The organism is Micromonospora sp. NPDC049301 (genome assembly GCF_040678715.1).
Lineage (GTDB): Bacteria > Actinomycetota > Actinomycetes > Mycobacteriales > Micromonosporaceae > Micromonospora.
Window position 1 is genome coordinate 10,588 of the sequence record NZ_JBFAQO010000008.1, and the last position, 23,962, is coordinate 34,549.

The 23,962-nt window shown below is 73.1% G+C and carries 20 protein-coding genes and 1 tRNA gene; 13 read left to right on the forward strand and 8 right to left on the reverse strand.

Annotation, left to right across the window (positions count from 1 at the left end):
• The first annotated feature begins 48 nt into the window (after nt 1–48).
• The 6 genes from AB0K07_RS23070 (at nt 49) to AB0K07_RS23095 (ending at nt 10,619) form a co-directional block, all read left to right on the forward strand.
• On the forward strand, nt 49–1,719 hold the full coding sequence (locus tag AB0K07_RS23070) for a substrate-binding domain-containing protein (RefSeq protein ID WP_363757483.1): 1,671 nt from the start codon (nt 49–51) through the stop codon (nt 1,717–1,719).
• Nucleotides 1,716–5,990: an alpha-(1->3)-arabinofuranosyltransferase gene (locus AB0K07_RS23075; protein WP_363757484.1), complete on the forward strand. Its 4,275-nt coding sequence runs from the start codon at nt 1,716–1,718 to the stop codon at nt 5,988–5,990. The genes AB0K07_RS23070 and AB0K07_RS23075 overlap by 4 nt, the downstream gene beginning before the upstream one ends.
• Nucleotides 5,987–6,808: a class I SAM-dependent methyltransferase gene (locus AB0K07_RS23080; RefSeq protein WP_363757485.1), complete on the forward strand. Its 822-nt coding sequence runs from the start codon at nt 5,987–5,989 to the stop codon at nt 6,806–6,808. Before AB0K07_RS23075 ends, AB0K07_RS23080 begins: the two co-directional genes overlap by 4 nt.
• A 68-nt stretch (nt 6,809–6,876) precedes the next feature.
• The gene (locus AB0K07_RS23085; RefSeq protein WP_363757486.1) at nt 6,877–8,043 is read left to right on the forward strand and encodes a DUF3068 domain-containing protein; all 1,167 of its coding nucleotides are present in this window, start codon (nt 6,877–6,879) and stop codon (nt 8,041–8,043) included.
• A gap of 408 nt (nt 8,044–8,451) precedes the next feature.
• The gene (locus AB0K07_RS23090) at nt 8,452–9,075 is read left to right on the forward strand and encodes a DUF6230 family protein (RefSeq protein ID WP_363757487.1); all 624 of its coding nucleotides are present in this window, start codon (nt 8,452–8,454) and stop codon (nt 9,073–9,075) included.
• A gap of 77 nt (nt 9,076–9,152) precedes the next feature.
• The gene (locus AB0K07_RS23095; protein WP_363757488.1) at nt 9,153–10,619 is read left to right on the forward strand and encodes a DUF6114 domain-containing protein; all 1,467 of its coding nucleotides are present in this window, start codon (nt 9,153–9,155) and stop codon (nt 10,617–10,619) included.
• 63 nt (nt 10,620–10,682) lie between these two features.
• Here AB0K07_RS23095 and AB0K07_RS23100 read toward each other — a convergent pair whose 3' ends face one another.
• Nucleotides 10,683–12,353, reverse strand: coding sequence for a DUF885 domain-containing protein (locus AB0K07_RS23100; protein ID WP_363757489.1), 1,671 nt, complete (start codon nt 12,351–12,353; stop codon nt 10,683–10,685).
• Between the two features lie 141 nt (nt 12,354–12,494).
• Here AB0K07_RS23100 and AB0K07_RS23105 point away from each other — a divergent pair, with 141 nt between their 5' ends.
• Nucleotides 12,495–13,475 (forward strand): DMT family transporter, encoded by a 981-nt coding sequence (locus AB0K07_RS23105; protein WP_363757490.1) that lies wholly within the window; start codon nt 12,495–12,497, stop codon nt 13,473–13,475.
• A 23-nt stretch (nt 13,476–13,498) separates the two neighbouring features.
• Here AB0K07_RS23105 and AB0K07_RS23110 read toward each other — a convergent pair whose 3' ends face one another.
• Both AB0K07_RS23110 and AB0K07_RS23115 read right to left on the reverse strand, forming a co-directional pair.
• Entirely contained in the window at nt 13,499–14,569 is a 1,071-nt protein-coding gene (locus AB0K07_RS23110) for a PHP domain-containing protein (RefSeq protein ID WP_363757491.1), read from the reverse strand.
• Nucleotides 14,570–14,598: 29 nt separating this feature from the next.
• Nucleotides 14,599–15,354 (reverse strand): M23 family metallopeptidase, encoded by a 756-nt coding sequence (locus tag AB0K07_RS23115; RefSeq protein WP_363757492.1) that lies wholly within the window; start codon nt 15,352–15,354, stop codon nt 14,599–14,601.
• Nucleotides 15,355–15,423: 69 nt separating this feature from the next.
• Here AB0K07_RS23115 and AB0K07_RS23120 point away from each other — a divergent pair, with 69 nt between their 5' ends.
• From AB0K07_RS23120 to AB0K07_RS23130, 3 genes are all read left to right on the forward strand, one after another.
• Complete coding sequence (locus tag AB0K07_RS23120; RefSeq protein ID WP_363757951.1) at nt 15,424–15,810, forward strand: hypothetical protein; 387 nt, start codon at nt 15,424–15,426, stop codon at nt 15,808–15,810.
• Between the two features lie 396 nt (nt 15,811–16,206).
• A complete protein-coding gene (locus AB0K07_RS23125; protein ID WP_363757493.1) occupies nt 16,207–16,734 on the forward strand; it encodes a tRNA adenosine deaminase-associated protein in 528 nt (175 codons plus the stop codon).
• Between the two features lie 196 nt (nt 16,735–16,930).
• Nucleotides 16,931–17,377, forward strand: a complete 447-nt coding sequence (locus tag AB0K07_RS23130) for a nucleoside deaminase (protein ID WP_363757953.1) — start codon at nt 16,931–16,933, stop codon at nt 17,375–17,377.
• Between the two features lie 72 nt (nt 17,378–17,449).
• Here AB0K07_RS23130 and deoD read toward each other — a convergent pair whose 3' ends face one another.
• Nucleotides 17,450–18,157 (reverse strand): purine-nucleoside phosphorylase, encoded by a 708-nt coding sequence (deoD, locus tag AB0K07_RS23135; RefSeq protein WP_030328147.1) that lies wholly within the window; start codon nt 18,155–18,157, stop codon nt 17,450–17,452.
• A gap of 75 nt (nt 18,158–18,232) precedes the next feature.
• Between deoD and AB0K07_RS23140 the strand changes: the two genes are divergently transcribed.
• Nucleotides 18,233–18,319 (forward strand) — tRNA-Ser (locus AB0K07_RS23140).
• 50 nt (nt 18,320–18,369) lie between these two features.
• Here AB0K07_RS23140 and AB0K07_RS23145 read toward each other — a convergent pair.
• A complete protein-coding gene (locus AB0K07_RS23145) occupies nt 18,370–19,305 on the reverse strand; it encodes a TetR/AcrR family transcriptional regulator C-terminal domain-containing protein (protein WP_363757494.1) in 936 nt (311 codons plus the stop codon).
• A gap of 194 nt (nt 19,306–19,499) precedes the next feature.
• On the opposite strand from AB0K07_RS23145, the gene AB0K07_RS23150 reads away from it, so the two are divergent.
• Nucleotides 19,500–21,131 carry a carboxylesterase family protein gene (locus AB0K07_RS23150; protein WP_363757495.1) on the forward strand — a complete coding sequence of 544 codons (1,632 nt, stop codon included), beginning with the start codon at nt 19,500–19,502 and terminating at the stop codon, nt 21,129–21,131.
• Between the two features lie 66 nt (nt 21,132–21,197).
• Here the strand turns inward: AB0K07_RS23150 and AB0K07_RS23155 are convergent, their stop codons facing one another.
• Both AB0K07_RS23155 and AB0K07_RS23160 read right to left on the reverse strand, forming a co-directional pair.
• Complete coding sequence (locus AB0K07_RS23155; protein ID WP_363757496.1) at nt 21,198–21,644, reverse strand: hypothetical protein; 447 nt, start codon at nt 21,642–21,644, stop codon at nt 21,198–21,200.
• 140 nt (nt 21,645–21,784) lie between these two features.
• The gene (locus AB0K07_RS23160) at nt 21,785–22,339 is read right to left on the reverse strand and encodes a hypothetical protein (RefSeq protein WP_363757497.1); all 555 of its coding nucleotides are present in this window, start codon (nt 22,337–22,339) and stop codon (nt 21,785–21,787) included.
• Between the two features lie 154 nt (nt 22,340–22,493).
• On the opposite strand from AB0K07_RS23160, the gene AB0K07_RS23165 reads away from it, so the two are divergent.
• Nucleotides 22,494–23,729 carry an MFS transporter gene (locus AB0K07_RS23165; protein ID WP_363757498.1) on the forward strand — a complete coding sequence of 412 codons (1,236 nt, stop codon included), beginning with the start codon at nt 22,494–22,496 and terminating at the stop codon, nt 23,727–23,729.
• Here the strand turns inward: AB0K07_RS23165 and AB0K07_RS23170 are convergent.
• Nucleotides 23,704–23,895, reverse strand: a complete 192-nt coding sequence (locus tag AB0K07_RS23170; RefSeq protein WP_363757499.1) for a DUF397 domain-containing protein — start codon at nt 23,893–23,895, stop codon at nt 23,704–23,706. The two genes, AB0K07_RS23165 and AB0K07_RS23170, sit on opposite strands and share 26 nt — an antisense overlap.
• Between the last annotated feature and the right edge of the window lie 67 nt (nt 23,896–23,962).

Sequence of the window (23,962 nt, forward strand, 5' to 3'; positions counted from 1 at the left end):
CAGACCTGCGCACGGACGCGCCGGTACGTGACGAGGAGGTGGCCGGCGGTGCTGCGCGACGGACTCGCGCCGGTGCGTTCCCTCTTCCGTCGCTCCCCGGTGGTGCTGCTCAGCGCGGCCCTGGTGCTGCTGTTGGCCGGCTGGGCAGGCGTGGCCTACGTGCGGGCGGACCGGGGCGTGCCGGAGTGCGCCGAGCGGGTCCGGCTGCGGGTGGCCGCCGCGCCGGTGATCGCCCCGGCCCTGGACCGGATCGTGCGGGCCAGCGTCGGTCGGCAGCCGTGCGTGTCGATCGACGTGCAGGCCCGGGAGTCCGCCACCGTGGCCGGGGACCTGGCGAACGCGGTGGACGTCGCCGACGCCTGGCTGCCGGAATCCACGTTCTGGCTGCGCCGGGCCCGGGCCGGCGGGGCCTTCGAGGTGCCCGGCGAGGGCACCTCGGTGGCGAGCACCCCGGTGGTGCTCGCGGTGACCGAGCCGACCGCGCGACGGCTGGGGTGGCCGGCGAAGCCGGTGACCTGGGCGTCGCTGATCGGACCGAAGGCCCGTCCGACTCCGGTGGGAGTGCCGGACCCGGCCGCCGACCCGTCCGGGGTCGCCGCGCTGCTCGGGGTGCGTGCGCTGGTCGCCGGTGAGCGGCAACCGGCCGCCGCGATGGCGGCCGTGCTGCGCCGGCTGGCGGGCGAGACGTTCCCCGCCGGCGAGGGCGGGGGCGCCCTGGCGCCCGGGGGCGGGCTGGCCAACAAGGCCCAGGCGGTCGCGGCCAGCGAGCAGGCCGTGCTCGACCACAACGCGCTGGCCGGCTCGAACAGGTTGGTCGCCGCGTACCCGGAGATCGGCGTGCCGTCGCTGGACCTGCCGTACGTGGTGCTGCCCGCCGCGCGTGGTCACGTCCGGGACGCGGCCGCGGGCTTCCTGACCAACCTGCTCACGGTCGAGTCCCGGGACGCGCTGCTCGGGTTCGGCTTCCGGACGGCGTCCGGCTTCCCTCCGGCCATTCCCGACGACGGTCGACTGCGGGCGGAGGAGCGCCGACCGGTGCCGTTGCCCGCCGAGGAGACGGTCACCGAGGTGCTGAACGGCTGGAGCGGCGTGCAGCGCAGCGCCCGGATCCTCACCGTCATCGACGTCTCCGGCTCGATGGCCGCCCCGGTGCCCGGCACCGGCGAGACCCGGCTCGCGGCGACCGTGAAGGCCGCCCGCGAGGGAGCCGGTCTGCTGTTGGACAACAGCGAGCTGGGGATCTGGGTCTTCTCCACGAAGGTGGACGGGGACCGGGACTACCGGGAGATCCTGCCCGTCGCCCCGCTGCGCGCCCAGCGTGCCCGGCTCGCCGACCGGTTGGCCGCCGTCCGGGTCAAGGCCGGCGGGGGTACCGGGCTGTACGACGCGACGCTGGCCGCGTACCAGGACGCCCGGCAGCACTGGACGCCCGGCCGGATCAACCTGGTGCTGGTCATGACCGACGGGCGGAACGAGGACGAGGACAGCATCGGCCGGGCGAAGTTCCTGGCCGAGCTGACCCGGTTGCAGGACCCCCGCCGGCCGTTGCCGATCATCTTCATCGGGCTGGGTCGGGACGTCGACCCGGACGAGCTGACCGCGATCGTCGAGGTCACCGGCGGACGGGTGTTCCGTACCGAGCAGCCCAGCGGCATCCGGCAGATCTTCTTCTCCGCGCTCGCCGACCTGAGCTGCCTGCCGCCGGACTGCCGCCGATGAGCCGACCGCACGTCCCCCGGCTGGTAGGCGGGGCACCCTGGACCCCGTTGTCGCTGCTGCTGCTCGTCGCGATCGCCTTCGGGCAGCGGCCCGGCCAGGTCACCTTCGACACCAAGCTCGACCTGGCCGCGAACCCGATCCACTTCCTGACCCGCGCGCTGCACCTGTGGAACCCGGAGGCGACCTCCGGCGAGCTGCAGAACCAGGCGTACGGCTACCTCTTCCCGATGGGGCCGTTCTTCGCGGGCGGGCAGCTGCTGGGTGTGCCAGCGTGGATCACGCAGCGGGCCTGGACCGCGCTCCTGCTGGCGGTCGCGTTCTACGGGCTGCTCCGGCTGGCCCGGGCGTTGAACATCGGCACCGAACCGACCCGGTACGCGGCGGCGCTCGGCTACGCGCTCGCACCCCGGATGCTCACCGAGATCGGCGCCCTGTCCTCGGAGACGCTCGCCGCGGCGCTGCTGCCGTGGGTGCTGCTGCCTCTCGTGCAGGTCCGGCGGATCGGCTCGCCACGTCGGGCCGCGGCGCTCTCCGCGCTGGCCGTGCTCGGCATGGGTGGGATCAACGCGGCAGTGGTCCTGCTGGCCCTGCTGCTGCCCGGGATCTGGCTGCTGACCCGTCGCTGGGACCGGGCCCACCTGCGCCTGGTCGGCTGGTGGTGCCTCGGTGTCGTCGCGGTGTGCCTGTGGTGGATCGTGCCGCTGCTGCTGCTCGGCGAGTACAGCCTGCCGTTCCTGGACTACATCGAGTCGTCCACCACGACCACCGGGGTGGCCTCGCTCTTCCAGGCCGTCCGGGGCACCAACCAGTGGGTGGCGTACATCGTCCAGGGGGATCCGTGGTGGCCGGCGGGCTGGCTGCTGATCGACCACCCGGTGCTGATGGCGCTGACCGCGCTGGTCGCGTTGATCGGGCTGGCCGGGCTGGCCGGCAACCTCCTGCCGGAACGGCGTTTCCTGGTGCTCGGCTTCCTGGCCGGGCTGACCCTGCTCACCATGGGCTACGTCGGCAGCCTGGACAGCCCGCTCTCGGGGCCGGTCCGGGAGCTGCTGGACGGCCCGCTGGCCCCGTTCCGCAACGTGCACAAACTCGACCCGGTGCTGCGCCTGCCGCTGATGCTCGGCTTCGCGCACGGCGTGGACGCGGTGGTCACCCGGCTGCACAACGCCGCCGCCCGGCGCCGGCCCGGCATCCGGCTGCGACCGTTGGTGCTCGTACCGGTGCTGCTGCTGGTCCTGGGCGCTGCCGCGCCGGCCTGGCTGGGTCAGCTGCGACCCGGGCCGGGCTGGTCGGACCTGCCGCCGCACTGGCGGTCCGCGGCCACCTGGCTGGCGGACCGGGACGCGCTGGCCCGGACGTTGATGGTGCCCGGGTCCGGCTTCGGCCAGTACGAGTGGGGGCGCACGGTCGACGAGCCGCTCCAGGCGCTGGCCGGCGCACCCTGGGCGGTGCGGAACCAGATTCCGCTCGGCTCGGCCGGCAACACCCGGGTGATGGACACGGTCGAGACCGTCCTGGCCGGTGGCCGGGGGTCGGCCGGGCTGGCCGACTTCCTGGCCCGTGCCGGCTTCCGGCACGTGCTGCTGCGCAACGACATCGACCGGAGCCAGGTGGACGCTCCGCCGGTCGCGGTGCTGCGCCGTGCGCTGACCGGGTCGCCGGGCATCGCACGGGTGGCGACCTTCGGGAGCACGACCGCTGCCGGTTCCACGCCGGGCAGCCCGGTGGACGACGACGCCGGCCCGGTGCCCGCCATCGAGGTGTACGAGGTGCAGCGCCCGGTACCGGCCGCCTCGGCGGTGCTCACCGACGACGTGCCGACCGTCAGCGGCGGTCCGGAGTCCCTGCTGCCCCTGCTGGAACAGGGGCTGGTGGAGCGGGACCGGCCGGTGGTGCTGGCCGGGGACCGCGCCGAGGTGGGAGACGAGCGCTGGATCGTCACCGACGGGCTGCGCCGCCGGGAGCGTGACATCGGCCGGGTGCGGGACAACGTCAGCCAGACGCTGACCGCCACGGAAGCCGGCCGGCAGGGTCGGGTGGCCCTCGACCTGCTGCCGTTCCCGGGCAAGCGGCACCAGACCGTCGCCACCTACCAGGGGGTGCGGGAGGTCAGCGCGAGCACCGCGACCAGCTTCGTGGACAACCTCGCCCCCGCCGACCCGTCGCACCTGCCGTTCGCCGCCGTGGACGGCGAGTACGCCACCGCGTGGCACTCGGCACCGCTGGCCGGACCGGTCGGCCAGTGGCTCCAGGTGGACCTGGACACCCCGCGCGCGGTGGACACCGTGTCGTTGGCGTTCGTCGACGACCTCGGGGTGGGCTGGCCGGTGACCCGGTTCCGGATCACCACCGATCGGGGCTCGGTGGACCACGAGGTGGCCGACACGCTCGGTGGGCACTCGTACTACACGCTGCCCGGATCCACCAGCCGCGTACGGGTCACGGTGCTGGGCGTCGCCGGGGAACGACGCGACGGCGGGGTCGGCATCCGGGAACTCACCATTCCCGGCACCACCGCCCGCCGCGCCCTCCGGGCGCCGAACGACCTGCCCAACGGCTTCGACGGGCCGGTCGCGTGGTCGTTCAGTCGAGGCCCGGCCGACCGGCCCGCCTGTTTCCCGGCCGCCGCTCCCGGCGCCGGTTCGGACGCGGGCACCGGGTCGGCGGGTGGTACCGGAACCCGACCGGCCGGCTCGGTCGTGCGGTGCGACCGCTTCCTGGCGCGTGCCGGCGAGGAACCGCTCGGCGTCGATCGGGTGTTCCGCAGCACCACCCCGGGCAACTACCGACTGGCGCTCACCGCCGTGCCCCGACCGGCCGGTCAGCTCACCCTGAGCGGGGTTCCGGTGGTGGCCACCGTCTCCTCGTACCTGACCGGCGATCCGGCCGTCGCCGGCTACGCGGCCGTCGACGGCGACCCGGGGACGGCCTGGCTGGCCGACACGGGCGACCTCCGCCCCACGCTGCGGCTGCGGTGGCCCGGGCAGCGACGCCTCGCCGAGGTGCGGCTACGGCCCGCGGAGCTGCCGGTCGGCTCGCTGCCCACCCAGGTCGAGGTGCGGACCCCGGGCCGCAGCCGGGTGCTGCCGGTCGCCGCGGACGGGACGGTCCGCTTCCCGGCTGTGCGGACGGACCAGATCGAGATCGTGGTCCGGGAGACCGCCGCGCGGGTCGCGGACCGGCGCGGTAACGGCTGGACCGCCACCGCCGGCATCGCCGAGGTGGAGATCCCGGCGCTGGACGACCTGCTCCGACCGGTGTCCGGCGGCACCCGGATCACCGAGAGGTGCGGCAGCGGACCGGCCGTCGAACTGGACGGCTACCGCTACGAGACCGCGGTGGCCACCACCCTCGCCGACGTGCTGGCCGGCCGGCCGGCGCCGGTCACGATCTGTGGCACCACGGGGGTGGTGGTGGACCTCCCGGCGGGAGGGCACCAGTTGGCGACCGTACCGTCGGCCGGTTTCGTGGTGCAGGACGCCACCCTGCGTCCGGAGGCGGCGGTGCCGGCGGCCCGCCACCGCGAGGTGACGGTGCTCGACTGGGACCCGACCGACCGGCGGGTCCGCGTGGCCGCCGGTGGCGCGGCGCTGCTGGTGGTGCCGGAGAACGCCAACGCCGGCTGGACGGCCACCCTGGCTGGTCGGAAGCTGGCCACGACCCGGGTGGACGGCTGGCAACAGGCGTGGGTGCTGCCCGCCGGCGACGCCGCCGACGTCCGGCTGGTCTTCGCGCCGGACCGGACGTACCGGGGCGCTCTGGCGGCGGGTGCGTTCTCCGCGCTCGTGGTGCTCCTGCTGGCCGCGTGGCCGGTCCGCCGTCGCGCCGGGGTGGACCGGACGATTCCGGCCGAAGGCCCGGCGTGGGCGATCGGCGTCCTGCTGGTGGTGCTGCTCGCCGCCCTGGGCGGGGTGCTGCCGGTGGCGATCGTGCTGGCCGCGATGCTGCTGCGGCAGCTCGCCGTCCGGGCGTTGCCGGTGGTGGTGCTCGGCGGGCTGGCGGTCGCCACGGTGACCGCGGTGGCGGGCCGGTTGCAGGGCCACGGGCAGGAGTGGGCGTACGGCCCGTGGGTGCAGGCGGCGATGCTGGTCGCGATCGGTGCGGTCACCGCGGCGGTGATCCCGGCGCCCGGCACACCGGCCGCGCGAACGGGGTCGCCGGGCGGCGGCGAGCTGGCGACGGACCCGCCGCCGCCGGCGGACGACGGTGGGCCCGGCGCGGCCGGGACCAGGGACCAGGACGAGGACGAGGACGGGACGATGGCGCGATGACCACAGCAGACGGGGTGGCCGACCGGGCGGCCCGCCGGCGGTTCGCCACACTGGGCCGCTCGGTGACGCTGTTCCGGGCGTTCCTGGTCGAGCAGACCGACCCGGACCACTTCTACGGTCTGCTGGCCGGGGATTCGGTACGTCAGGTGGCGGGCTACACCGCGCTCGCCGGGCGGACCGTGCTGGACGTCGGAGGCGGGCCGGGGTACTTCGCCTCCGCCTTCCGCGCCGCCGGTGCCCGGTACGTGGGCCTCGACCCGGACGTCGGCGACTTCTCCGCCGCCGGGGACTCGGTCGCCGGCATGTTGCGGGGCAGCGGCACCGCGCTGCCGGTCCGGTCCGCCAGCGTGGACGTGACGTTCTCCTCGAACGTGCTGGAACATGTCTCCGAGCCGAGCCGGATGCTGGACGAGATGGCCCGGGTGACCCGGCCGGGTGGTGTGCTCTTCGTGTCGTTCACCCCGTGGCTGTCGCCGTGGGGCGGGCACGAGACGGCACCCTGGCACTACCTCGGCGGCGACCGGGCCCGTCGGCGTTACCAGCGGAGGATGGGCCGGCCGCCGAAGAACCGCTACCGCGAGACGCTCTTTCCGGTGTCCATCTCGGACGCCCTGCGCTGGGCGCGCGGCAGCGGTGACGTCGAGGTGCTGGACGCGCTGCCGCGTTACCACCCGTGGTGGGCCCGCTGGGTGGTCCGGGTGCCCGGCGTACGCGAGGTCGTGGCCTGGAACTTCGTGCTCGTCCTGCGGCGAACCGGTCAGGAACCGGGCGGGGCGGCGGAAAAAACAGAGCTGACCGGGGGTCGCGTTGCGATGTGACCAGGTAGTAACCTCGCGGCCACATCACTGATCGATAGCGGCGAAATTAGCTCCTCCAGGGAGGAAACATGAAGCACCGCGCCATAGGTGCCGTGCTGTTCGGTGGCGGCGTACTGCTCCTGGCGTTGGCCGCCGGATTGGTGTTCGTCGTCAAGCCCGCGATGACCAAGCTGCCCTACGATCTGGAGGCGTCGACGTCCGTCGCCGAGGCGAAGGGTGCCACCTTCCTTCAGATCGCCAACGGCGCCATCGCGATCAACCAGGGAGATCTCAAGTCCACCGTCCTGGTCACGCCGAACCGCGAGCAGACCGCCGAGCTGAGTGGCGACCTCGAGGGCGACACGGTGGTCTGGACGGTCGGTCAGACCGTCGACCGCACGGACACCAAGGAGCTGGTGAACGCGTACGGCGCCACGCTGGCGTTGGACCGGGTCTCCGGCGCGGCGGTGAACTGGGACGGTCAGTACCTCGACGACACCGGCACCCGGGAGAAGGTGAACTTCGCGGGCCAGGTCTACAAGTTCCCGTTCAACACCGAGAAGCGGAGCTACGACGTCTTCGACCGCGATCTGCGGAAGGCGCTGCCGGCCGAGTTCAAGGGCACGGAGGACGTCAACGGGCTCGAGGCGTACCGGTTCGAGCAGGTGATCACCGACCAGCAGCTGAACCTGGCCCCCGACCGGGTCGCGCTGCTGTTGGGGGCCCTCGCTCCGGGTGCGACCCAGGGCAGGATGACCTACAGCAACACCCGGACGCTCTGGGTCGACCCGGTCACCGGGTCGTACGTCAAGGTGCGTGAGGTGCAGAGCAAGGCCCTGGTGCCGGATGTCGGCACCCCGGTCTCGCTGCTGAAGGCCGACTTCACCTACAACGACGCCACCATCGAGGCATCGGTGAAGCGGGCCAACGAGAGCCGTGGCCAGCTCACCACCCTCGGCGTCTACGCCCCGATCGGCGTGGCCGTGCTGGGTCTGGTGCTGATCGTCGTCGGTCTGCTGGTGGCCCGCCGGGGCGGGACCGCGCCGGCGGCCGAGGCGCGTCACCGGGCCGACCCGGTGCCCTCGGGTGACCCGACGCCGACCCGGGTGGACCAGCCGGCGGTGCGGGACGACGAGCCCGAGCGGGAGGGCGGTCCACTGACCGACGAGATCCCGCCGGCAACGACGAACTGGAAGTCCGAGGATCCGACGGTCCCGACCCAGCGCCCGGCGCCGGGCGGGGTGGAGCAGCGCTGACGCGCGTACGACCGGAAGCACGACCAAGGGGTGGGCCGCACTGCGGTCCACCCCTTCGTCATGTGGTGCGGGTGTCGACGCTGCCCCCGCGACCTGCGCACTTTACATCCGTTACCAGATTGTAATCGGTCTATATGATTGTCACTCTCCGTTGCTCTGGCGGTAATGATCTCCCGTTTTGTGGCCTTTTGACATTCCCCTGTGGTCGATGGTCTCCACGTTTCGTGACGGCGAGACACCGCCCGGTCGCCAGTCTGTTACCGCCGGGTAATCAGGGGGTTGTGAGCCGCGCCGCAACGGGTGCACGATCAGGCTCGATCGTTACCCGCCGGTAACAGGAGACGGGCCCGGTGCGGGGCCGCCAGTCCGAAACCGGCCACCCGCGCGCATCCGCCTGAGGAGGAACCCGTGCAGGATCGGTTTGACAATCAGGGCCGCACCCGGTGGCGGCGGTTCGCCGCCATGATGGTGCCCGCCACGGCCGCCGCCGGCGCCATCCTGTTCGGGATGTCGACCGGTGCGGTCGCCTCCGACATCACCGTGTCCGGGCAGACGTTCAAGATCGGCGCCGAGCGCCTCGAAGGCGACGGCTTCAAGCAGTACGGCGGCGTCGTTCGGGAGAAGGGCAAGGACGGCAAGGCCGGCGAGGTCCACCCGATCGCCCTCTCCGAGATCAGCACCGCCGAGCTGTACAGCCTCTGCCAGTCCGTCCGCGCCGACCTGCCCGGCCTGCCGGTGGTGCTCACCATCAACGCCGGTGAGGGCAAGGAACCCGCCCGGGCGAAGGACCTGCTGATCGCGATGGACTCGCTGAACGGCAACGCGACCTTCACCAACATCAAAATCGGCCGGGACGCGACGGACCTGAACCCGACTGCGCAGAAGGGTTCGTTCGGCCAGAACTCCGACCACGTCACCATCACCAACCTGCAGCAGGTGTCCCGGTACACCACCGCCGCCACCTTCAACCTGGTCGGCCTCCGGCTGAAGGTCAACGTGGGCGACGACGCCAAGGGCAAGGAGTGCTTCTGACATGAGCCGTGGCCCGTGGTGGGCGACCACCGCGGGCCGCGTCCGTGTCCCCGTTCCCGCTCCGCCAGGAGGAGTACGTGACAACCGCCAACCCGTCCCACGCCCGGCCCGGTGGTCCGGCCCAGGCGTGGCGGACCTTCCGACGCTGGCAGCGGAGCCGACCGTTCTGGGGCGGTCTGTTCACCGCCCTGGCCGGGGTGGAGATGTTCGCCTCCACCCGGATGACGATCAACGGACTGAGCTTCCACAGCGGAGCCACCGGACTGCTCTCGCTGCTGATCCCGGTCATCCTGGTGACCTGTGGCCTGCTGCTCTGGCTCAGCCCGGCGCAGCGGCTGTTCTACTCGATCGTCGCGGCGGTCACCACCGTCTACTCGCTGATCGGGCTCAACCTCGGCGGCTTCTTCGTCGGTCTGCTGCTCGGCATGATCGGCAGCGCACTCGCCTTCGCCTGGACGCCCGCCCGGCCCGCGCCGCCGGCCACCGAGTCGCCCGAGGCCGAGCAGCCCGCCATCGACCCGCCGACCATCGAGCAGCCCGACGCCGAGCGGTTCGACGCCGAGCGGTCCGACGCCGAGCGGTCCGAGGTCGAGGCCGACGCCGCGGAGACCCGAGCGGGTCAGGCCGACACGGGCGCACCGCCCGAGTGGCCGGGACGCTCGGCTGATCCGCGTACCTTCGGCATCGTCCTGGTGGTGCTCGGTGTCGCCGCCGCCGGGCTGGCCACCCAGCCCCGACCCGTGCAGGCCGCCCCCGGCCGACCCGCCGTGACCGTCTGCCCCACCCCGTCGCGGCCGGTCACCCCGTCGCCCAGCCGCAGCGCGCCCTCGGCGACGGCCAGCCCGAGCCCGGAGCCGGAGCGCAGCGAGGACGGCAACCTGATCACCGACATCCTGGACGGGCTCGGCGATCTCCTCACCGGTGGAGATCGCGAGGACACCGCGACGCCGTCGGCGAGCCCGACCGCCACACCGTCGGCGAAGCCGACCGGCACGCCGACGCTGCCGCCGGCCACGGGCCCCGGGGCGACGGACTGCCCGTCACCGACGCCGACCCGTCCCGCGAAGCCGGGCAGGGTGGAGCCGGGTAAGCCGCTGCCGCGTCTCGCCGCCGACCCGACCCTGCCGAAGGTCGCGCAGCAGCCGTCCAAGCTCACCGGCTCCAAGGTCACCATGACCGGGCTGCGCTTCGAGGGCACCACCGAGCTGCGGTCCGAGAAGGGTGACGTCAAGGTGCTGAAGTTCAGCATGCGCGAGGCGGTGACCGACGACTTCCTGCTCCGCGCGGACGGCCCCGAGGGGCGCAACCAGCGGTACGCGACCGACCGGCTGACCGTGCGCGGTGACGTGGCCTTCTACGCCACCCGGTTCGTCGGCCGGCTGCTCGGCGTCAAGGTCACTCTGACCCCGGACCTGCCGTTGCCGGACGGCATACCGGTCACCCTGCCCATCCCGGTCACGTTCACCGAGCCGGTCATCGACCTGGCGTACGTCACCAGTGACACGCTGACCGCCCGGCCGTCGTTGGCGCTGACGCTCGGCTGAGCGCTCACGGCCACGGACGCCGGCGGAACGGGTTGTACCGCCGGCGTCCGGAGCCGGTACGGCTCAGAGCCGGGCCAGCGCCTTGCGCAGCGGGTCGAGGCCCAGAGCGCCGAGGTCCAACGCCTGCCGGTGGAACTCCCGCAGGTCGAAGTCCGCGCCCTTGCGGGCCTTGGCGTCCTCGCGGGCCTGGAGCCAGATCCGCTCACCGACCTTGTACGAGGGCGCCTGCCCCGGCCAGCCCAGGTAGCGGTTCAGCTCGAAGCGCAGGTTCTCGTCCGGCACCCGGCAGTGCGCCCGCATGAACTCCCAGCCCAGCTCGGGCGTCCACCGCTCGCCGGGGTGGAAGCCGAACGGGTTGTCCTTCGGGATCTCCAGTTCCAGGTGCATGCCGATGTCGACGATCACCCGGGCCGCGCGCATCGCCTGGCCGTCGAGCATGCCCAGCTTGTCGCCCGGGTCCTCCAGGTAGCCCAGATCGTCCATCAGCCGCTCGGAGTAGAGCGCCCACCCCTCGCCGTGCCCGGAGACCCAGCAGAGCAGCCGCTGCCAGCGGTTGAGCAGGTCGGCGCGGACCGCGGTCTGCGCGACCTGGAGGTGGTGACCCGGCACGCCCTCGTGGTAGACCGTGGTCACCTCCCGCCAGGTGGAGAAGTCGGTGATGCCCTGCGGCACGGCCCACCACATCCGGCCGGGGCGGGAGAAGTCCTCGCTCGGCCCGGTGTAGTAGATAGCGCCGTCGCTGGTCGGGGCGAGGCAGCACTCGATCCGGCGGACCTGCTCCGGAATGTCGAAGTGGGTGCCGTGCAGCTCGCTGATCGCCTTGTCGGCGAGCGCCTGCATCCAGTCCCGGAACGCCTCCTTGCCCTGGATGGTCCGCGCCGGGTCGGAGTCCAGCGCGGCCACGGCGTCGTCGACGCTGGCACCGGGACCCGCGATCCGCGCGGCGACGACTCGCATCTCCGCCTCCAGGCGGGCCAGCTCCGCGAAGCCCCAGGCGTACGTCTCGTCCAGGTCGACCTTCGCGCCGAGGAAGTACTGCGACGCGAGCTCGTAGCGCTCCCGGCCGGCGGCCTGCTTGTCCCGCCCGTGCGGGGCCAGCTCGGCACGCAGGAACTGGCCGAACTCGGCGGTCGCCGCGGTGGCCGCCGCCGCGCCCCGGCGCAGCTCCGCACCGAGCGTCCCGTCCGCGCCCAGCCGTTCGACCAGACCGTGGAAGAAGTTGTCCCCGTTCGGGTCGACCCAGATGTCGCACTGCTTGGCCACCTCGACCAGCTGCACCTTCGAGCTGACCTGGCCGGCGGCGAGCGCCTCGCGCAGCGTGCTCTTGTAGCCCTCCAGCGCGCCGGCGAAGCCGTTGAGCCGGGCGGCGATGTTCGCCTGTTGGTCGGCCGTCGCGGTCGGCATCAGGTCGAACACCATGCGGATGTCGTGCAGCCCGCTGGCGATCACGTTGACCTCGCTGGTGGCCTCGCCCGCCTCGTACCGGGCCAGGTCGAGGCCGAGCCGTTCCTGCATGGCCTCCTTGGCGGTCCGTTCCGCCTCGGTGCCCGGCTCGGCCACATCCAGTTCGGAGAGCGTCCGGCGGGTCAGGTCCGCGCGCGCCCGGTAACCCTCGGGCGAGAGGTCGTCCAGTTGGTCGTCATGGCCGGCGATGCCGACGTAGGTGGCGCCGGTCGGGCTCAACGGCGCCCACTCGGCCACGTAGCGGTTGGCGAGTTCATCAATTCGTCCCACGTTGCGACCCTACGTGACCACCCCGCCCCGTTGTCGACGACGTTTGTCGTGTTCAGCCGCTGAGTGGCCGCACCGTGGTGGGCGGAGATGATGTCCGAAAGTCGCACGACTTTGTCGTACCTCTGCGGCAGAGTGTCAGGGGTGAACACCGACATCACTCCTGACAAGGCACCGCTGCGTGCCTGGCTGCCGGGATTCATCGCACTCGCCGCCATCTGGGGTTCCAGCTTCCTCTTCATCAAGGTCGGGGTGGCCGAGCTGCACCCCGTCCAGCTCACCCTCTACCGGGTCGTCGCCGGTGCGCTGACCCTGCTGGTGGTGCTCGCGGTGCTGCGCGACCGGCTGCCCCGAGAGCCCCGGGTCTGGGCGCATCTCTTCGTGGTCGCCGCGTTCGGCGTGGCCGTGCCGTTCACCCTCTTCGGCTACGGCGAGCAGCGGGTCGAGTCGATGCTCGCCGGCATCTGGAACGCCACCACCCCGCTGATCGTGCTGCCGCTGGCGGTGTTGGTCTTCCGCACCGAGCGGCTGACCGTGCGCCGCGCGGTCGGGCTCGGGCTGGGTTTCCTGGGCGTGCTCGTGGTGCTCGGGGTCTGGGAGGGCATCGGCGGGGCGCACTTCACCGGGCAGTTGATGTGCTTCGGCGCGGCCGCCTGCTATGGCCTCGCCATCCCGTACCAGAAGCGGTTCGTCGCCGGCAGCACGCACTCCGGCCTGTCCCTCTCGGCGGCACAGCTGCTGCTCGCCGCCGGCCAGCTGGCCGTCGTCACCCCGTTCGTCGCGGGCGCGCCGCCGCTGCCCACCGACCTGTCGCCGAAGGTCGTGGCCAGCGTGCTGACCCTCGGCGCGCTGGGCACCGGGCTCGCCTTCGTGATCAACATGCGCAACATCCGGGTGGCCGGTGCGAGCACCGCCTCCACCGTCACCTACCTGATCCCCATCTTCGCGGTGCTGATCGGGGCCGTGGCGCTCGATGAGCGGCTCAACTGGCACCAGCCGGTCGGCGCGCTGATCGTGCTGCTGGGGGTCGCGGTCTCGCAGGGCGTGCTCGGTCGGCGGCAGCCCCGGCCGGTGGTCGGCGTCGGCGCGCCCGCCGCCCCCGCTGCCGAGCCGGTCAGCCGCTGAGGCTCGCCCGCTCGCGGGCCGGGTCAGGAGCGCTTGCCGGTCCAGGCCACCAGCTGCTCCGCCGACCAGGTGTTGATCACCTGGTCGGCGGGGACGCCGCAGCGCGCGGCCCGCTCGCAGCCGAACCGCTGCCAGTCGAGCTGACCGGGCGCGTGCGCGTCCGTGTTGATCGCAAAGCGGCAGCCGGCCTCCAGGGCGCGGCGGATCAGTCGCTTCGGCGGGTCCTGCCGCTCCGGCCGCGAGTTGATCTCGACGGCGGTGTCGTGCTCCGCGCACGCGGCGAAGACCGCGTCGGCGTCGAAGTCGCTCTCCCCCCGGGTCCGGGCCCGGTGCCCCCGGTCGCCCGGCCCGGTCACCCCGACCGGGCGGGACGACACCATCCGACCGGTGCAGTGACCGAGGATGTCCAGGTGGGGGTTGGCGACCGCGGTCAGCATCCGCCGGGTCATCTTCGCCCGCTCGTCGTTCAGGCCGCTGTGCACCGAGCCGACCACCACGTCCAGCCGGGCCAGCAGCTCCTCGTCCTGGTCCAGTGAGCCGTCGGCCAGGATGTCCACCTCGATCCCGGTCAGGATCCGGAAGCCCTCGGGCAGTGCCGCGTTGACCTGCGCCACATGGTCGAGCTGACGGCGCAGCCGGTCGGCGGTCAGCCCCCGCGCCACCTTCAGCCGGGGCGAGTGGTCGGTCAGCACCAGGTACTCGTGACCCAGCTCCACCGCGGCCAGCGCCATCTCCTCGATGGGCGAGCCGCCGTCGGACCAGTCCGAGTGGGTGTGACAGTCGCCGCGCAACGCGGTGCGCAGCGCCGTCGCCTCGGCGTCCAGGTCGCTGCCCTCGGTGGCCACGAGCCGGCGCAGGTAGACCGGCTCCTCGCCGGCCAGCGACTCCGCCACGCAACGGGCCGTGACGTCACCGACCCCGGCCAGCTCGGTGAGGGTGCCGTTGCCGGCGCGCTGGGCCACCTCGGCCGCCGGCAGGCCGGCCAGCGCCTTCGCCGCGGACCGGAACGCCCGCACCCGGTACGTGGCCTCGTTCGCCCGCTCCAACAGGAACGCGATCCGGCGCAGGTCGGCAATGGGGTCCCGGGCTGTCATCTGACCGAACCTAGCCGTTGCGGGGTCTGTCAGGGAGCCTTCGGGCAGCCGTGTCTGCGCTGCCACGCGGTCACCTCGGCGGCCGGTTCCCGATTGCCGCCACGCCGCCACGAGTCCAGGTAGCGCGCCGGCCAGAGCACCCCGCGCCGGATCCACCAGCCGTCCCTGCCCGTACACGGCGGGGAGATGCCGAAGTGCACGTGGCAGACGTTGTTCGCGTTGCCGGTGCGGCCCACCTTGCCGAGCTGCTGCCCGGCGCGCACCCGGACCCCGGCGTCGACGCCGCTGGCCACCACGCTGAGGTGCGAGCCGTAGTAGCGCACCCCGTCGTCGCCGAGCAGTGCGACCGACAGGCCGCCGTTCTCCGGCCCCTGCGGCCCCCGCTTGGTGTACCGGTCGGTGCGACTCACCTCGAGCACCGTCCCGTCGGTGACCGCGACGAACGGCTCACCACAGTCGGCGAAGAGGTCCGTCGCCGGGTACGCGCCGTGCGTCGGGTGGTACGCGACGTCGTCGGCGCGTACCGGGAAGACGTGCCGCAGCCCGACGCGGGGTGCGGTCGCCGACGGCCCGGCCGACGACGGCGCCGGGCGGGCGGGGCTGCTCGCCGTCGGTGTGACCGCCGGCTGATCGGCGGTCGCCCAGGCCGCCGGCGGCGTCGGCGCGGCGCCGTCCGGCGGCACTCCCGGCCGGGTGGTCGCGCAGCCGGCGGCGAGCACCGGGGCGAGCAGCAGCAGGATCGGGTACGCCGGACGCGTGCGGCGGCCGAACGTCGGCGAGGGCATCCGGTCATCCTGGCAGACCGGTACCGTGGGCACGAGCGACGCGCGTGAGGGAGGGCAGCGACGGTGACCATCGCCCGGCCCGGTCCCGACCCGGATCCCGGCGCCCCCGCACGCCCTGCCTCGCGTACCCCCTCGGGGCTCTTTCCGGCCGGGCCACCGACCCGCCCCACCTACCGCGAACCGCACCCGGTCACCGGCGGCGGTGTCGCTGCCGGCGGTGGCGCGGCCGCCGCCTGGCTGGTGCTCTTCGGTCTGCTCGGCACCGACGTGGCCAGCTACGCGTGGTGGACGGTGGTGGCCGGGCTGCTGGCCTGGTCGACCGCCCTGGTGCTCGTCCGCTTCGGTGACCGGGGCGTGGCCACCGGGGTGGCCATCGTCACCGCCGGTGGCTGGAGCATCGCCGCCGCCGTGGTGGCGGTCCGCTGGGCTACCGGTGCTGACTGGCCCCTGTGGTGACCGGGCTTCCACGCCCCGGTTCGGGTCGCCGGTGACTGCGCCGCGTGCCCGGTTGAGTGCGCAGCGAACGCCGTCTTGACGTGGCCGCCGAGACTCGGCACGCTCGGCACTATGGCCTGGACCACCCCGCGGCAGGATCCCGATCGAAGCCGCCGCCGCCTGCAGCTTCTCGCCGAGTTGGCGGGGGCCCGGGCGGTACGCCAGCGCAACCGGCCCCAGAGGTTGCGCACCGAGCGTCTGCGCCAACTCATCGCCACCCGCCGTCGGGTAGCCGGCTGATCCGACTTTGTCAGGAATGACCGGCCCTTCGGGGCGTTGACCGGTCGCCTGCCGACCCGACCGGCTAACGTGCACGCGTAACGAGTCGGCGCTGTGCCGAGGGCTATTGGGGGGACCGTGTCGTACTTCGCTGCGGCTGTGGTGCGCGACGACAGCGGCTGGAGCGCCGCCGAGGTCAGCCTGCGCGGCGCCACCGACATCGACGAGGTCGCCGACCGGCTGCGGGACGTCGACCAGGAGGCCGACATCTCGCTGCTCTTCGTCGAGGCGGACGACGCCTACCTGGTGATCCTGCGCCTCGACGAGGGTGAGGACCTGCGGGTGTTCGGATCGGACTCCGCGTACGCCGAGGAGTCCCGGCTGGGTTCGCTGCTGGTCGGTGACCTGAAGACCTCGGTCACGGGGCTCGACGACGGCGACGAGTCGCGCCCGGTGACCGGCGGCGACGAGGAGAGCGAGCAGCCCGCCGTCGACCCGGAGGCCGACCCGGTGGGCGACGCCGACCTGCTGGCCAACCTGGGCATACCGGCGCAGCGACTGCTGAGCCTGTGCACGCACGAGGGAATGCTGCCGGCCGACGTCACCGCCGAGATCTGCCAGGTGCTCGGCTGCGCCGACGAGGTCGAGGACCTGCGTGAGGTCTGATCCCACCGGATCGGGAACGGACGGTGGGATGCCGCCCGCGGGCGGCGGGGAGCCCGCCGACGCCACCGATCCCCAGCTGGAGACGATCCGGCCGGGGCAGCCGACACCCGGCGCGGTGGGCCGCGCCGGACCGGGCGCCCACGAGGGGTTGGCCGACCCGGGCGAGGTCGGCCGGCGTCAGCGGCACGAGCTGTGGATGCGCCGGGCCCTGGAGGTCGCCGTCACCGGCCCCGCCGTCGGCGACACGGGCGCCGCCGACGTGGACGACGTACCGGTGGGTGCGGTGCTCTACGGCCCGGACGGGACCGAACTGGCGACCGGGCGCAACGAGCGGGAGCTGACCGGCGACCCCACCGGGCACGCCGAGGTGCTGGCGCTGCGCCGGGGCGCCGAGCGGGCCAGTCGGTGGCGGCTGGACGGCTGCACCCTGGTCGTCACCCTGGAGCCGTGCACCATGTGCGCGGGAGCACTGGTGCTGGCCCGGGTCTCCACCGTCGTCTTCGGCGCCTGGGAGCCGAAGACCGGCGCGGCCGGCTCACTGTGGGACGTGCTGCGCGACCGCCGGCTCAACCACCGCCCCGAGGTCTACGGTGGCGTCCTGGAGGCCGAGACCGCAGCCGTCCTGCGCGCCTTCTTCCGCTGACCCGGAGGCAGACGTAGGCCAGGCCGCCCCGCCGTCCGGACGGACGACGGGGCGGGGGTGTACGACGAAGGGTCAGGCGATGATGGTGTCCAGGGCGATCTCGACCATCTGGCTGAAGGTCTGCTCCCGCTCCTCCGACGTGGTCTTCTCACCGGTCTTGATGTGGTCGCTGACGGTCAGCACGGTCAGCGCGCGGGCCTTGAACCGGGCGGCGATCGTGTAGAGCGCCGCCGACTCCATCTCCACCGCCAGCACGCCGTAGTCGGCGAGGGTGTCGTAGAGGTCCGGCCGGTCGGTGTAGAAGGCGTCCGCGGCCAGGATCGGCCCGACGTGCATGCTGATGCCGCGCCGCTCGGCCACCTCGACCGAGGTACGCAGCAACCCGAAGTCGGCCACCGGCGCGTAGTCGATCAGGCCGTCGAAGCGCATCCGGTTCATGTTCGAGTCGGTGGACGAGCCGATCGCGGCGACCACGTCGCGCAGCTGGAGGTCGGTGCTGAGGGCGCCACAGGAGCCGACCCGGATCAGCGTCTTCACGCCGTACTCGTTGATCAGCTCGTGGGCGTAGATGGAGGCGGACGGCATGCCCATGCCGGAGCCCTGGACGGAGACCTCGACGCCGTTCCAGCGGCCGGTGAAGCCCAGCATGCCCCGGACCGTCGAGTAGCAGGTGGCGCCCTCGAGGTAGGTCTCCGCGATCCACTTGGCCCGCAGGGGGTCACCCGGCATCAGGACCCGCTCGGCGATCTCGCCCGGCTTCGCGCCGATGTGCGTACTCATGGCAAAGATCCTGCCAGGCCGGCTCGGGCGATACCGGTTCGGAGTGGGAACCAGTGGTCCTGTACCCTCGTCGGCGGTGGCGTGTCCGAGCGGCCTAAGGAGCACGCCTCGAAAGCGTGTGAGGGTTAACGCCCTCCGAGGGTTCAAATCCCTCCGCCACCGCTCCTGAAATGCAGAAACGCCCGGTCGGTCCGCGAGGATCGGCCGGGCGTTCACCGTTTGAGCAGTTCCTCCACCCCGTCGAGCAGCCGTTGCAGGCCGAACTCGAACAGGCTGTCGGCGTTGAGGTCGATCTCCGACCGGGCGAGCCGGGCCAGGTGCGGAAACTCGCCGGCGGTCAGCAGCGCGGCCAACACCTCGGCCTGGGCCACCATCCACTCGTCGTCGGTCAGGCCGGTGTCCTGTTCCGCCTCGGCCCCCTGTTGAAGGTTGACCGCCGTTCCGCGTACGTGGTTGGCCAGCGCGGCCACCAGGTGGAGCTGGGTGTGCTGGTCCAGACCGTGCCCGGCGAGGGCGCGCAGGGCCCGTTCCGTGTGCGCGACGGCGTGCGGCGCCATCAGCGGACGGGTCAGCGAGATGACCTGGGCCAGCCAGGGATGCCGCCGGTAGATCGACCACTGGAGCCGGCAGAGCGACTCCAGTTGGGCTCGCCACCCGGGCGGGAACGTCTGGGGCAGCCGATGGGCGGCGAAGGCCGCGTCCGCCATCAGCAGCAGAAGCTGCTCCTTGCCGCGGACCTGCCGGTACAGCGACATGGTCGGCACATCCAGCTCGGTCGCGATGCGCCGCATGCTCAGCGCCGCCAACCCCTCGGAGTCGGCGATCTGGGTGGCGATCCGCACCACCTGGTCGCGGGTCACCCCTCGGGTGGGCCCTCGCCGGGCGTCGGCCCGTACGCCCCGAACGGCCGTGGTCGGCTCCGGGCCGGTCACCACCATGCCCACACCGGGCACCGCGCGGACCAGGTCGTCCTGCCGGAGCACGGTGAGGGCGCGGCTGGCGGTCGCCATGGCGACCCCCCACTCCCGGACGATCTGCCGGGTGGACGGCACCCGGTCGCCGGGGCCCAGCTCGCCCGCCGTGATGCGCCGTCGCAGCTCCCCGACGATGCGCAGATACGGGGGCGCGGACTCGTCGATCTGCGTCACGGTCGCCTCCCCGCCGCTCGGACTGTGACCGTAGCGCACTAGAGCGCCCGGAGCCGTCCCCAATGGTGTCACGTCGCCACGTACATCCCCATGGCTCTGCGCACTAGAGCTCTCTGGCCGAGTGTTCGCCAGGTCGGCATGCTCGCCGCAGCACGGTGCGTACGCCGTACCGGCCACGACGAATGGGGGAGACCATGACCAGCATTCCGTACCGGCCCACCCGCCGGTCTCGGGTGTCCCGGTGGGTGGCCGCGTTGGGCGCGGTCGCGCTGCTCGCGCCGACGGTGGCCGCCGGCCCCGGCGAGGCGGGCGGCCGGAGCGGGGCCCTCGTGCGGACCGACCAGGGTGTGGTGCGGGGGACCGTCGCGGCGGACCACCGTTCCTTCCAGGGCATCCCGTACGCGAGCCCGCCGTTGGACGCGCTGCGCTGGGTCCCGCCGCGACCCGGTCCGGTGTGGACCGGCGTCCGGGACGCGAGCCGCCCGGGCGACGCCTGCGCCCAACTCAAGGGGCTGCCGATGGACGAGCCCTCGGAGTCCGAGGACTGCCTCTACCTCAACGTCACCACGCCGCGCACCTCCGCACGGAAGCCCCGCCCGGTGCTGGTATGGCTGCACGGCGGCGACTTCCGGTTCGGCAGGGGGGACGTGTACGGCGGGCAGCGGCTGGCGACCGGCGGTGACGTCATCGTCGTGACGGTGAACTACCGGCTCGGCGCGCTCGGTTTCCTGGCGCATCCGGCGCTGGCCGACCGGGGTGGGTCCGTCGGCAACTACGGCCTCCAGGATCAGCAGGCGGCGCTGCGGTGGGTGCGGCGCAACGCGGCGGCCTTCGGCGGTGACCCGGGCAACGTGACCCTGTTCGGTCAGTCCGCCGGGGCCACCAGCGTCTGTGCGCAGTTGGCCGCGCCGGCCTCCGCCGGCCTCTTCCACCGGGCGATCATGCAGAGCAACTCGTGCGCCAACCCGGTGCAGACGCGGGCCGCGGCAACTGCCGCCGCCGACGAGGTCGCCCTCGCGGTCGGGTGCGACGATTCCCGTACGGTCGGCGCCTGCCTGCGCGGGCGTGACCCCGCCCGGCTGATCGAGGCGGTCGGCTTTCCGGGTGCCGGTGTCGACCTCGGCCCGGTCGTCGACGGCCGCACGCTGCCGGTGGACCCGGCGGACGCGCTGGCCACCGGGCGACTGCACCCGGTGCCGGTGTTGACCGGGATGAACCGGGACGAGTCCCGGCTCCTGGTGTGGGGGATGGAAGGCAGCGGGATGAACTGCCCGACGCCGCCGGAGCCGGAGCAGCAGCCCGAGTCGTGCCCGCTCAGCGACGAGCAGTACCGCGGGCAGGTCCGGGCGGCCTTCGGTGACCGGGCGGAAGAGGTGCTGGCCCGCTATCCGGGCGACGACGCGCGATCCGCCAGCGAGACGTTGGCCGCCGTGCTGACCGACCACGAGTACGCGGAGCCGATCTACTCCGCGGCGCTGATGTTCTCCCGGCGGGTGCCGACGTACGCCTACGAGTTCGCCGACGACGACGCGCCGTTCTTCACCGACGGGCCCGAGTCGACCTTCCCCACCGGCGCGTACCACTGCGCCGAGTTGCCGTACCTGTTCACCGTCGACTACGCCGAGGCGCTCACGCCCACCCAGCGGCGGCTGTCCGACGAGATGGTTCGGGTCTGGAGCGACTTCGCGCGGGCCGGCCGGGTGGACTGGCCCCGATTCCGCGGCGGTTCGCCGTACGTGCGGGTGCTGGCCGGCGTCGGTGGCTCCGGTGCGACGGACTTCGCGGCCACCCACTCGTACGACTTCTGGCGGTCGGTCCGCGGCTGACACCGTCGTTGCTCCGGCGCGTCGAGCGGGTCGGTCCACTGCGGACCGATCCGCTCGACGCTGGGCTCAGCAGGGGCCGGCGCCCTCGTCGAAGAGGCGGCGGGCCCAGTCCGCGTACCCGGCGATGGTTTTTCGGACGGTGTGTCCGTCGTGCAGGAAGAGGTACGCGCGGTCGCCGCGGCGGGCGAGCAGCCCGTCGAGCCGGAATGTCCCGTGTGGAGCGCGCAGCCGGGTGACCGACGGATAGCGGGCCCAGACCTGGTCGACGGGTGAGCCCGCCGTGATGCCCTCCGGTGTCCGCATCGGCTCGCCGACCCAGAGCAGCACCAGTCTGTCCTCGACGAAGACCGGGCTGACCGTGTCGTGGCCGGCGAGCATCGGCCCGCAGGCGTCCAGGTCGGTACGCAGGATGCCCCGGCGGGTCAGCTCGGCTTCGGTGTCACCGAACTCGACGTTGCGCAGGCCGTTCAGGTCGATGACCTCCACGCTGCCGGCGGGCCGGCCGTCCGGCATCGGCCCGGATGGCGGCACGCCGCTTCCGGCGATCGAGGCAGCCGTCAGCAGCGTGGCAATAAACGCTAATTGCCGCAATTTCATGGAATCCCCCAGTCCCCAACGGAACCCGGGCGTTCAGGTTGCTGCCGGCCGCCGGATTACTGGTTTTCCCACTGCTCGACCAGCTCGTCCCAGTAGTCGGCGCTGAGTCGACGCCGTCCGTGCGCCAGCCACCCGTCGGTGTTTCGTTCCAGGTGCAACCCCAGTTCGGCGAACGGGTCGATCCACGTACCCGGCTCGACACCGAGCCGGGTGAGCGCCATGTTGATCGGCCACTGTGCTCGCGGCGCGTCGAGCACGTCGTCGAACCGTGGACCCCAGGACAGCGCGCCACCCAGCCACACCGCCGCCGACTGGTAGCCGGCGCCGCCGCCGAACTCCGCCTCCAGGTACGCCACCGGCCCCGACCGCGACCAGCGGGCCACCAGCTCGACCAGCGACGGCGACAGGATCAGGCCGAACGGGTGCTCGGCGCTCCGGTCGTCCACCGCGAAATCCGGCAGCGACCCGGTCAGCTCCACCACCAGCTGCGGCGTCACCGGGAGCAACGCGAAGTCCTGGCGCAGCTCGCCGAGGACCGCGTGATCCAGCTCGGCGGTGTGCTCGCGGAGCAGGTCCGCGTCCGCGACCACCGCGCTGAGCTGGTAACCCATCGAACCCTCCGCCGTCCACAGCCTGTGGATAGAACATGTGTACGACGGAATCCGGGCCCGCCGCCGTCGATCCCCGGACCGTACCCGCCGGCCGGCGCGGGCACCCACCGCGGCCACCGCTCGGGCAGAATCTGCCGCTGGCGGGGGAGGTGCGATGAGCTGGGGTACGGCCAGGGTCCTGACCGACCGCGACGCCGGCCGCTACCTCGGCGGGGTGCTGGTGTCCGGCTTCGGCACCGCGGCGATGCTGCTGGTGGCCGGCATCTGGGTGAAGGAACTGAGCGGGTCGAGCAGCCTCGCCGCCCTGGTGACCCTGGGAGTGTGGGCGCCCACCCTGGTCGGGCCACTGCTCGGGCTGCTCGCCGACCGGTTCCGCCGACGGCCACTGCTGATCGTCCTGCACGCGGTGATGGCGGCGCTGCTGCCGGTGCTGCTGCTGGTCGACTCGGCGACCCGGGTGTGGCTGATCTTCGCGGTGATGACCGCGTACGGGATCACCTTCGTGCTGACCGACGCGGCCGAGGCCGCGCTGGTGCCGGCGGTGGTTCCCGGCCCGCTGCTCGGCGACTTCAACGGACTGCGGACCACGATCAACGAGGGGATGAAGCTGCTCGCCCCGCTGGCCGGAGCGGGGCTCTTCGCCGCGTACGGCGCGCATCCCGTGGTCCTGCTGGACGCGGCCACCTTCGTGCTGGCCGGCGTCGTCTTCTGGTCGTTGCGGGTCCGCGAGCAGCCACCCGGGCCCGCTAAGCGGTGGAGTCGGCAGCTCGCCGACGGGTGGGGGCACCTGCGCCGGCACCGCACGCTGCGGCATGTCGTCGGCTGCGCCGCGCTCACCATGGTGCTGATGGGGCTCAACGGCGCCGTCGCGTACGCCGTGGTGGACGCCGGCCTGGGACGGCCGCCCGAGTTCAACGGCGTGCTCGCCACCGTGCAGGGCGTCGGGTCCCTCCTCGGCGGCCTGGCCGCCGGGTCGCTGCTGCGCCGCTTCGGCGACCGGCGGGTGGTGGCCGGGGCGGTCGCCGTCTTCGCCGTCGGGCTGGCCCTGCGTGCCACGACCTCGGTCGGGCTGGTCGTCGCCGGCGGGCTGGCGGTGGGGCTGGGCGTGCCGCTGGTGCTGGTCACCGTCTGGACGGCGGTCCAGCGGGAGACGCCGGGCGAGCTGGTCGGCCGCGTGGCGTCCACGGTCAACACGCTGACGTTCGGCCCGTCCACCGTGGCTCTGCTGGCGGGCGCGAGCCTGCTCGAAGTCGTCGACCACCGCCTGATCCTGCTGACCGCCGCGGTCGCCGCCGTACCCCTTGCGCTCTGGTCCCTGCGGGCCCCGCCCGCCCCGCCGGACGGACCGGACGCGTCGGTCCCGGTCAGGCCCGCCGAGCGAGCTGGGTGACGAACGCGCGCCAGGCCGCCGGCGCGAAGGTGAGGGCCGGCCCGGCCGGGTCCTTGGAGTCCCGCACGGCCACCACACCGGGCAGGTTGTCGGCGACCTCGACGCAGTTGCCGCCGTTGCCGCTGCTGCGGCTGCTCTTGCGCCACCGGGCGCCGTTCAGCTCCATGTCTCCGCCACTTCCGTGAGATCGACTGATCGCACCCGGGCTTGCGTCTGCCTGGCTCAGATGCGAA

What these genes read in the sequence shown, in the direction of transcription:
- AB0K07_RS23150 (WP_363757495.1), top strand. Translation starts at nt 19,500, where the DNA reads ATGACCAGCATTCCGTACCGGCCCACCCGCCGGTCTCGGGTGTCCCGG.
- AB0K07_RS23075 (WP_363757484.1), top strand. Translation starts at nt 1,716, where the DNA reads ATGAGCCGACCGCACGTCCCCCGGCTGGTAGGCGGGGCACCCTGGACC.
- AB0K07_RS23085 (WP_363757486.1), top strand. Translation starts at nt 6,877, where the DNA reads ATGAAGCACCGCGCCATAGGTGCCGTGCTGTTCGGTGGCGGCGTACTG.
- AB0K07_RS23110 (WP_363757491.1), bottom strand. Translation starts at nt 14,569, where the DNA reads ATGACAGCCCGGGACCCCATTGCCGACCTGCGCCGGATCGCGTTCCTG.
- deoD (WP_030328147.1), bottom strand. Translation starts at nt 18,157, where the DNA reads ATGAGTACGCACATCGGCGCGAAGCCGGGCGAGATCGCCGAGCGGGTC.
- AB0K07_RS23165 (WP_363757498.1), top strand. Translation starts at nt 22,494, where the DNA reads ATGAGCTGGGGTACGGCCAGGGTCCTGACCGACCGCGACGCCGGCCGC.
- AB0K07_RS23130 (WP_363757953.1), top strand. Translation starts at nt 16,931, where the DNA reads ATGCGCCGGGCCCTGGAGGTCGCCGTCACCGGCCCCGCCGTCGGCGAC.
- AB0K07_RS23155 (WP_363757496.1), bottom strand. Translation starts at nt 21,644, where the DNA reads ATGCCGGACGGCCGGCCCGCCGGCAGCGTGGAGGTCATCGACCTGAAC.
- AB0K07_RS23080 (WP_363757485.1), top strand. Translation starts at nt 5,987, where the DNA reads ATGACCACAGCAGACGGGGTGGCCGACCGGGCGGCCCGCCGGCGGTTC.
- AB0K07_RS23115 (WP_363757492.1), bottom strand. Translation starts at nt 15,354, where the DNA reads ATGCCCTCGCCGACGTTCGGCCGCCGCACGCGTCCGGCGTACCCGATC.
- AB0K07_RS23160 (WP_363757497.1), bottom strand. Translation starts at nt 22,339, where the DNA reads ATGGGTTACCAGCTCAGCGCGGTGGTCGCGGACGCGGACCTGCTCCGC.
- AB0K07_RS23170 (WP_363757499.1), bottom strand. Translation starts at nt 23,895, where the DNA reads ATGGAGCTGAACGGCGCCCGGTGGCGCAAGAGCAGCCGCAGCAGCGGC.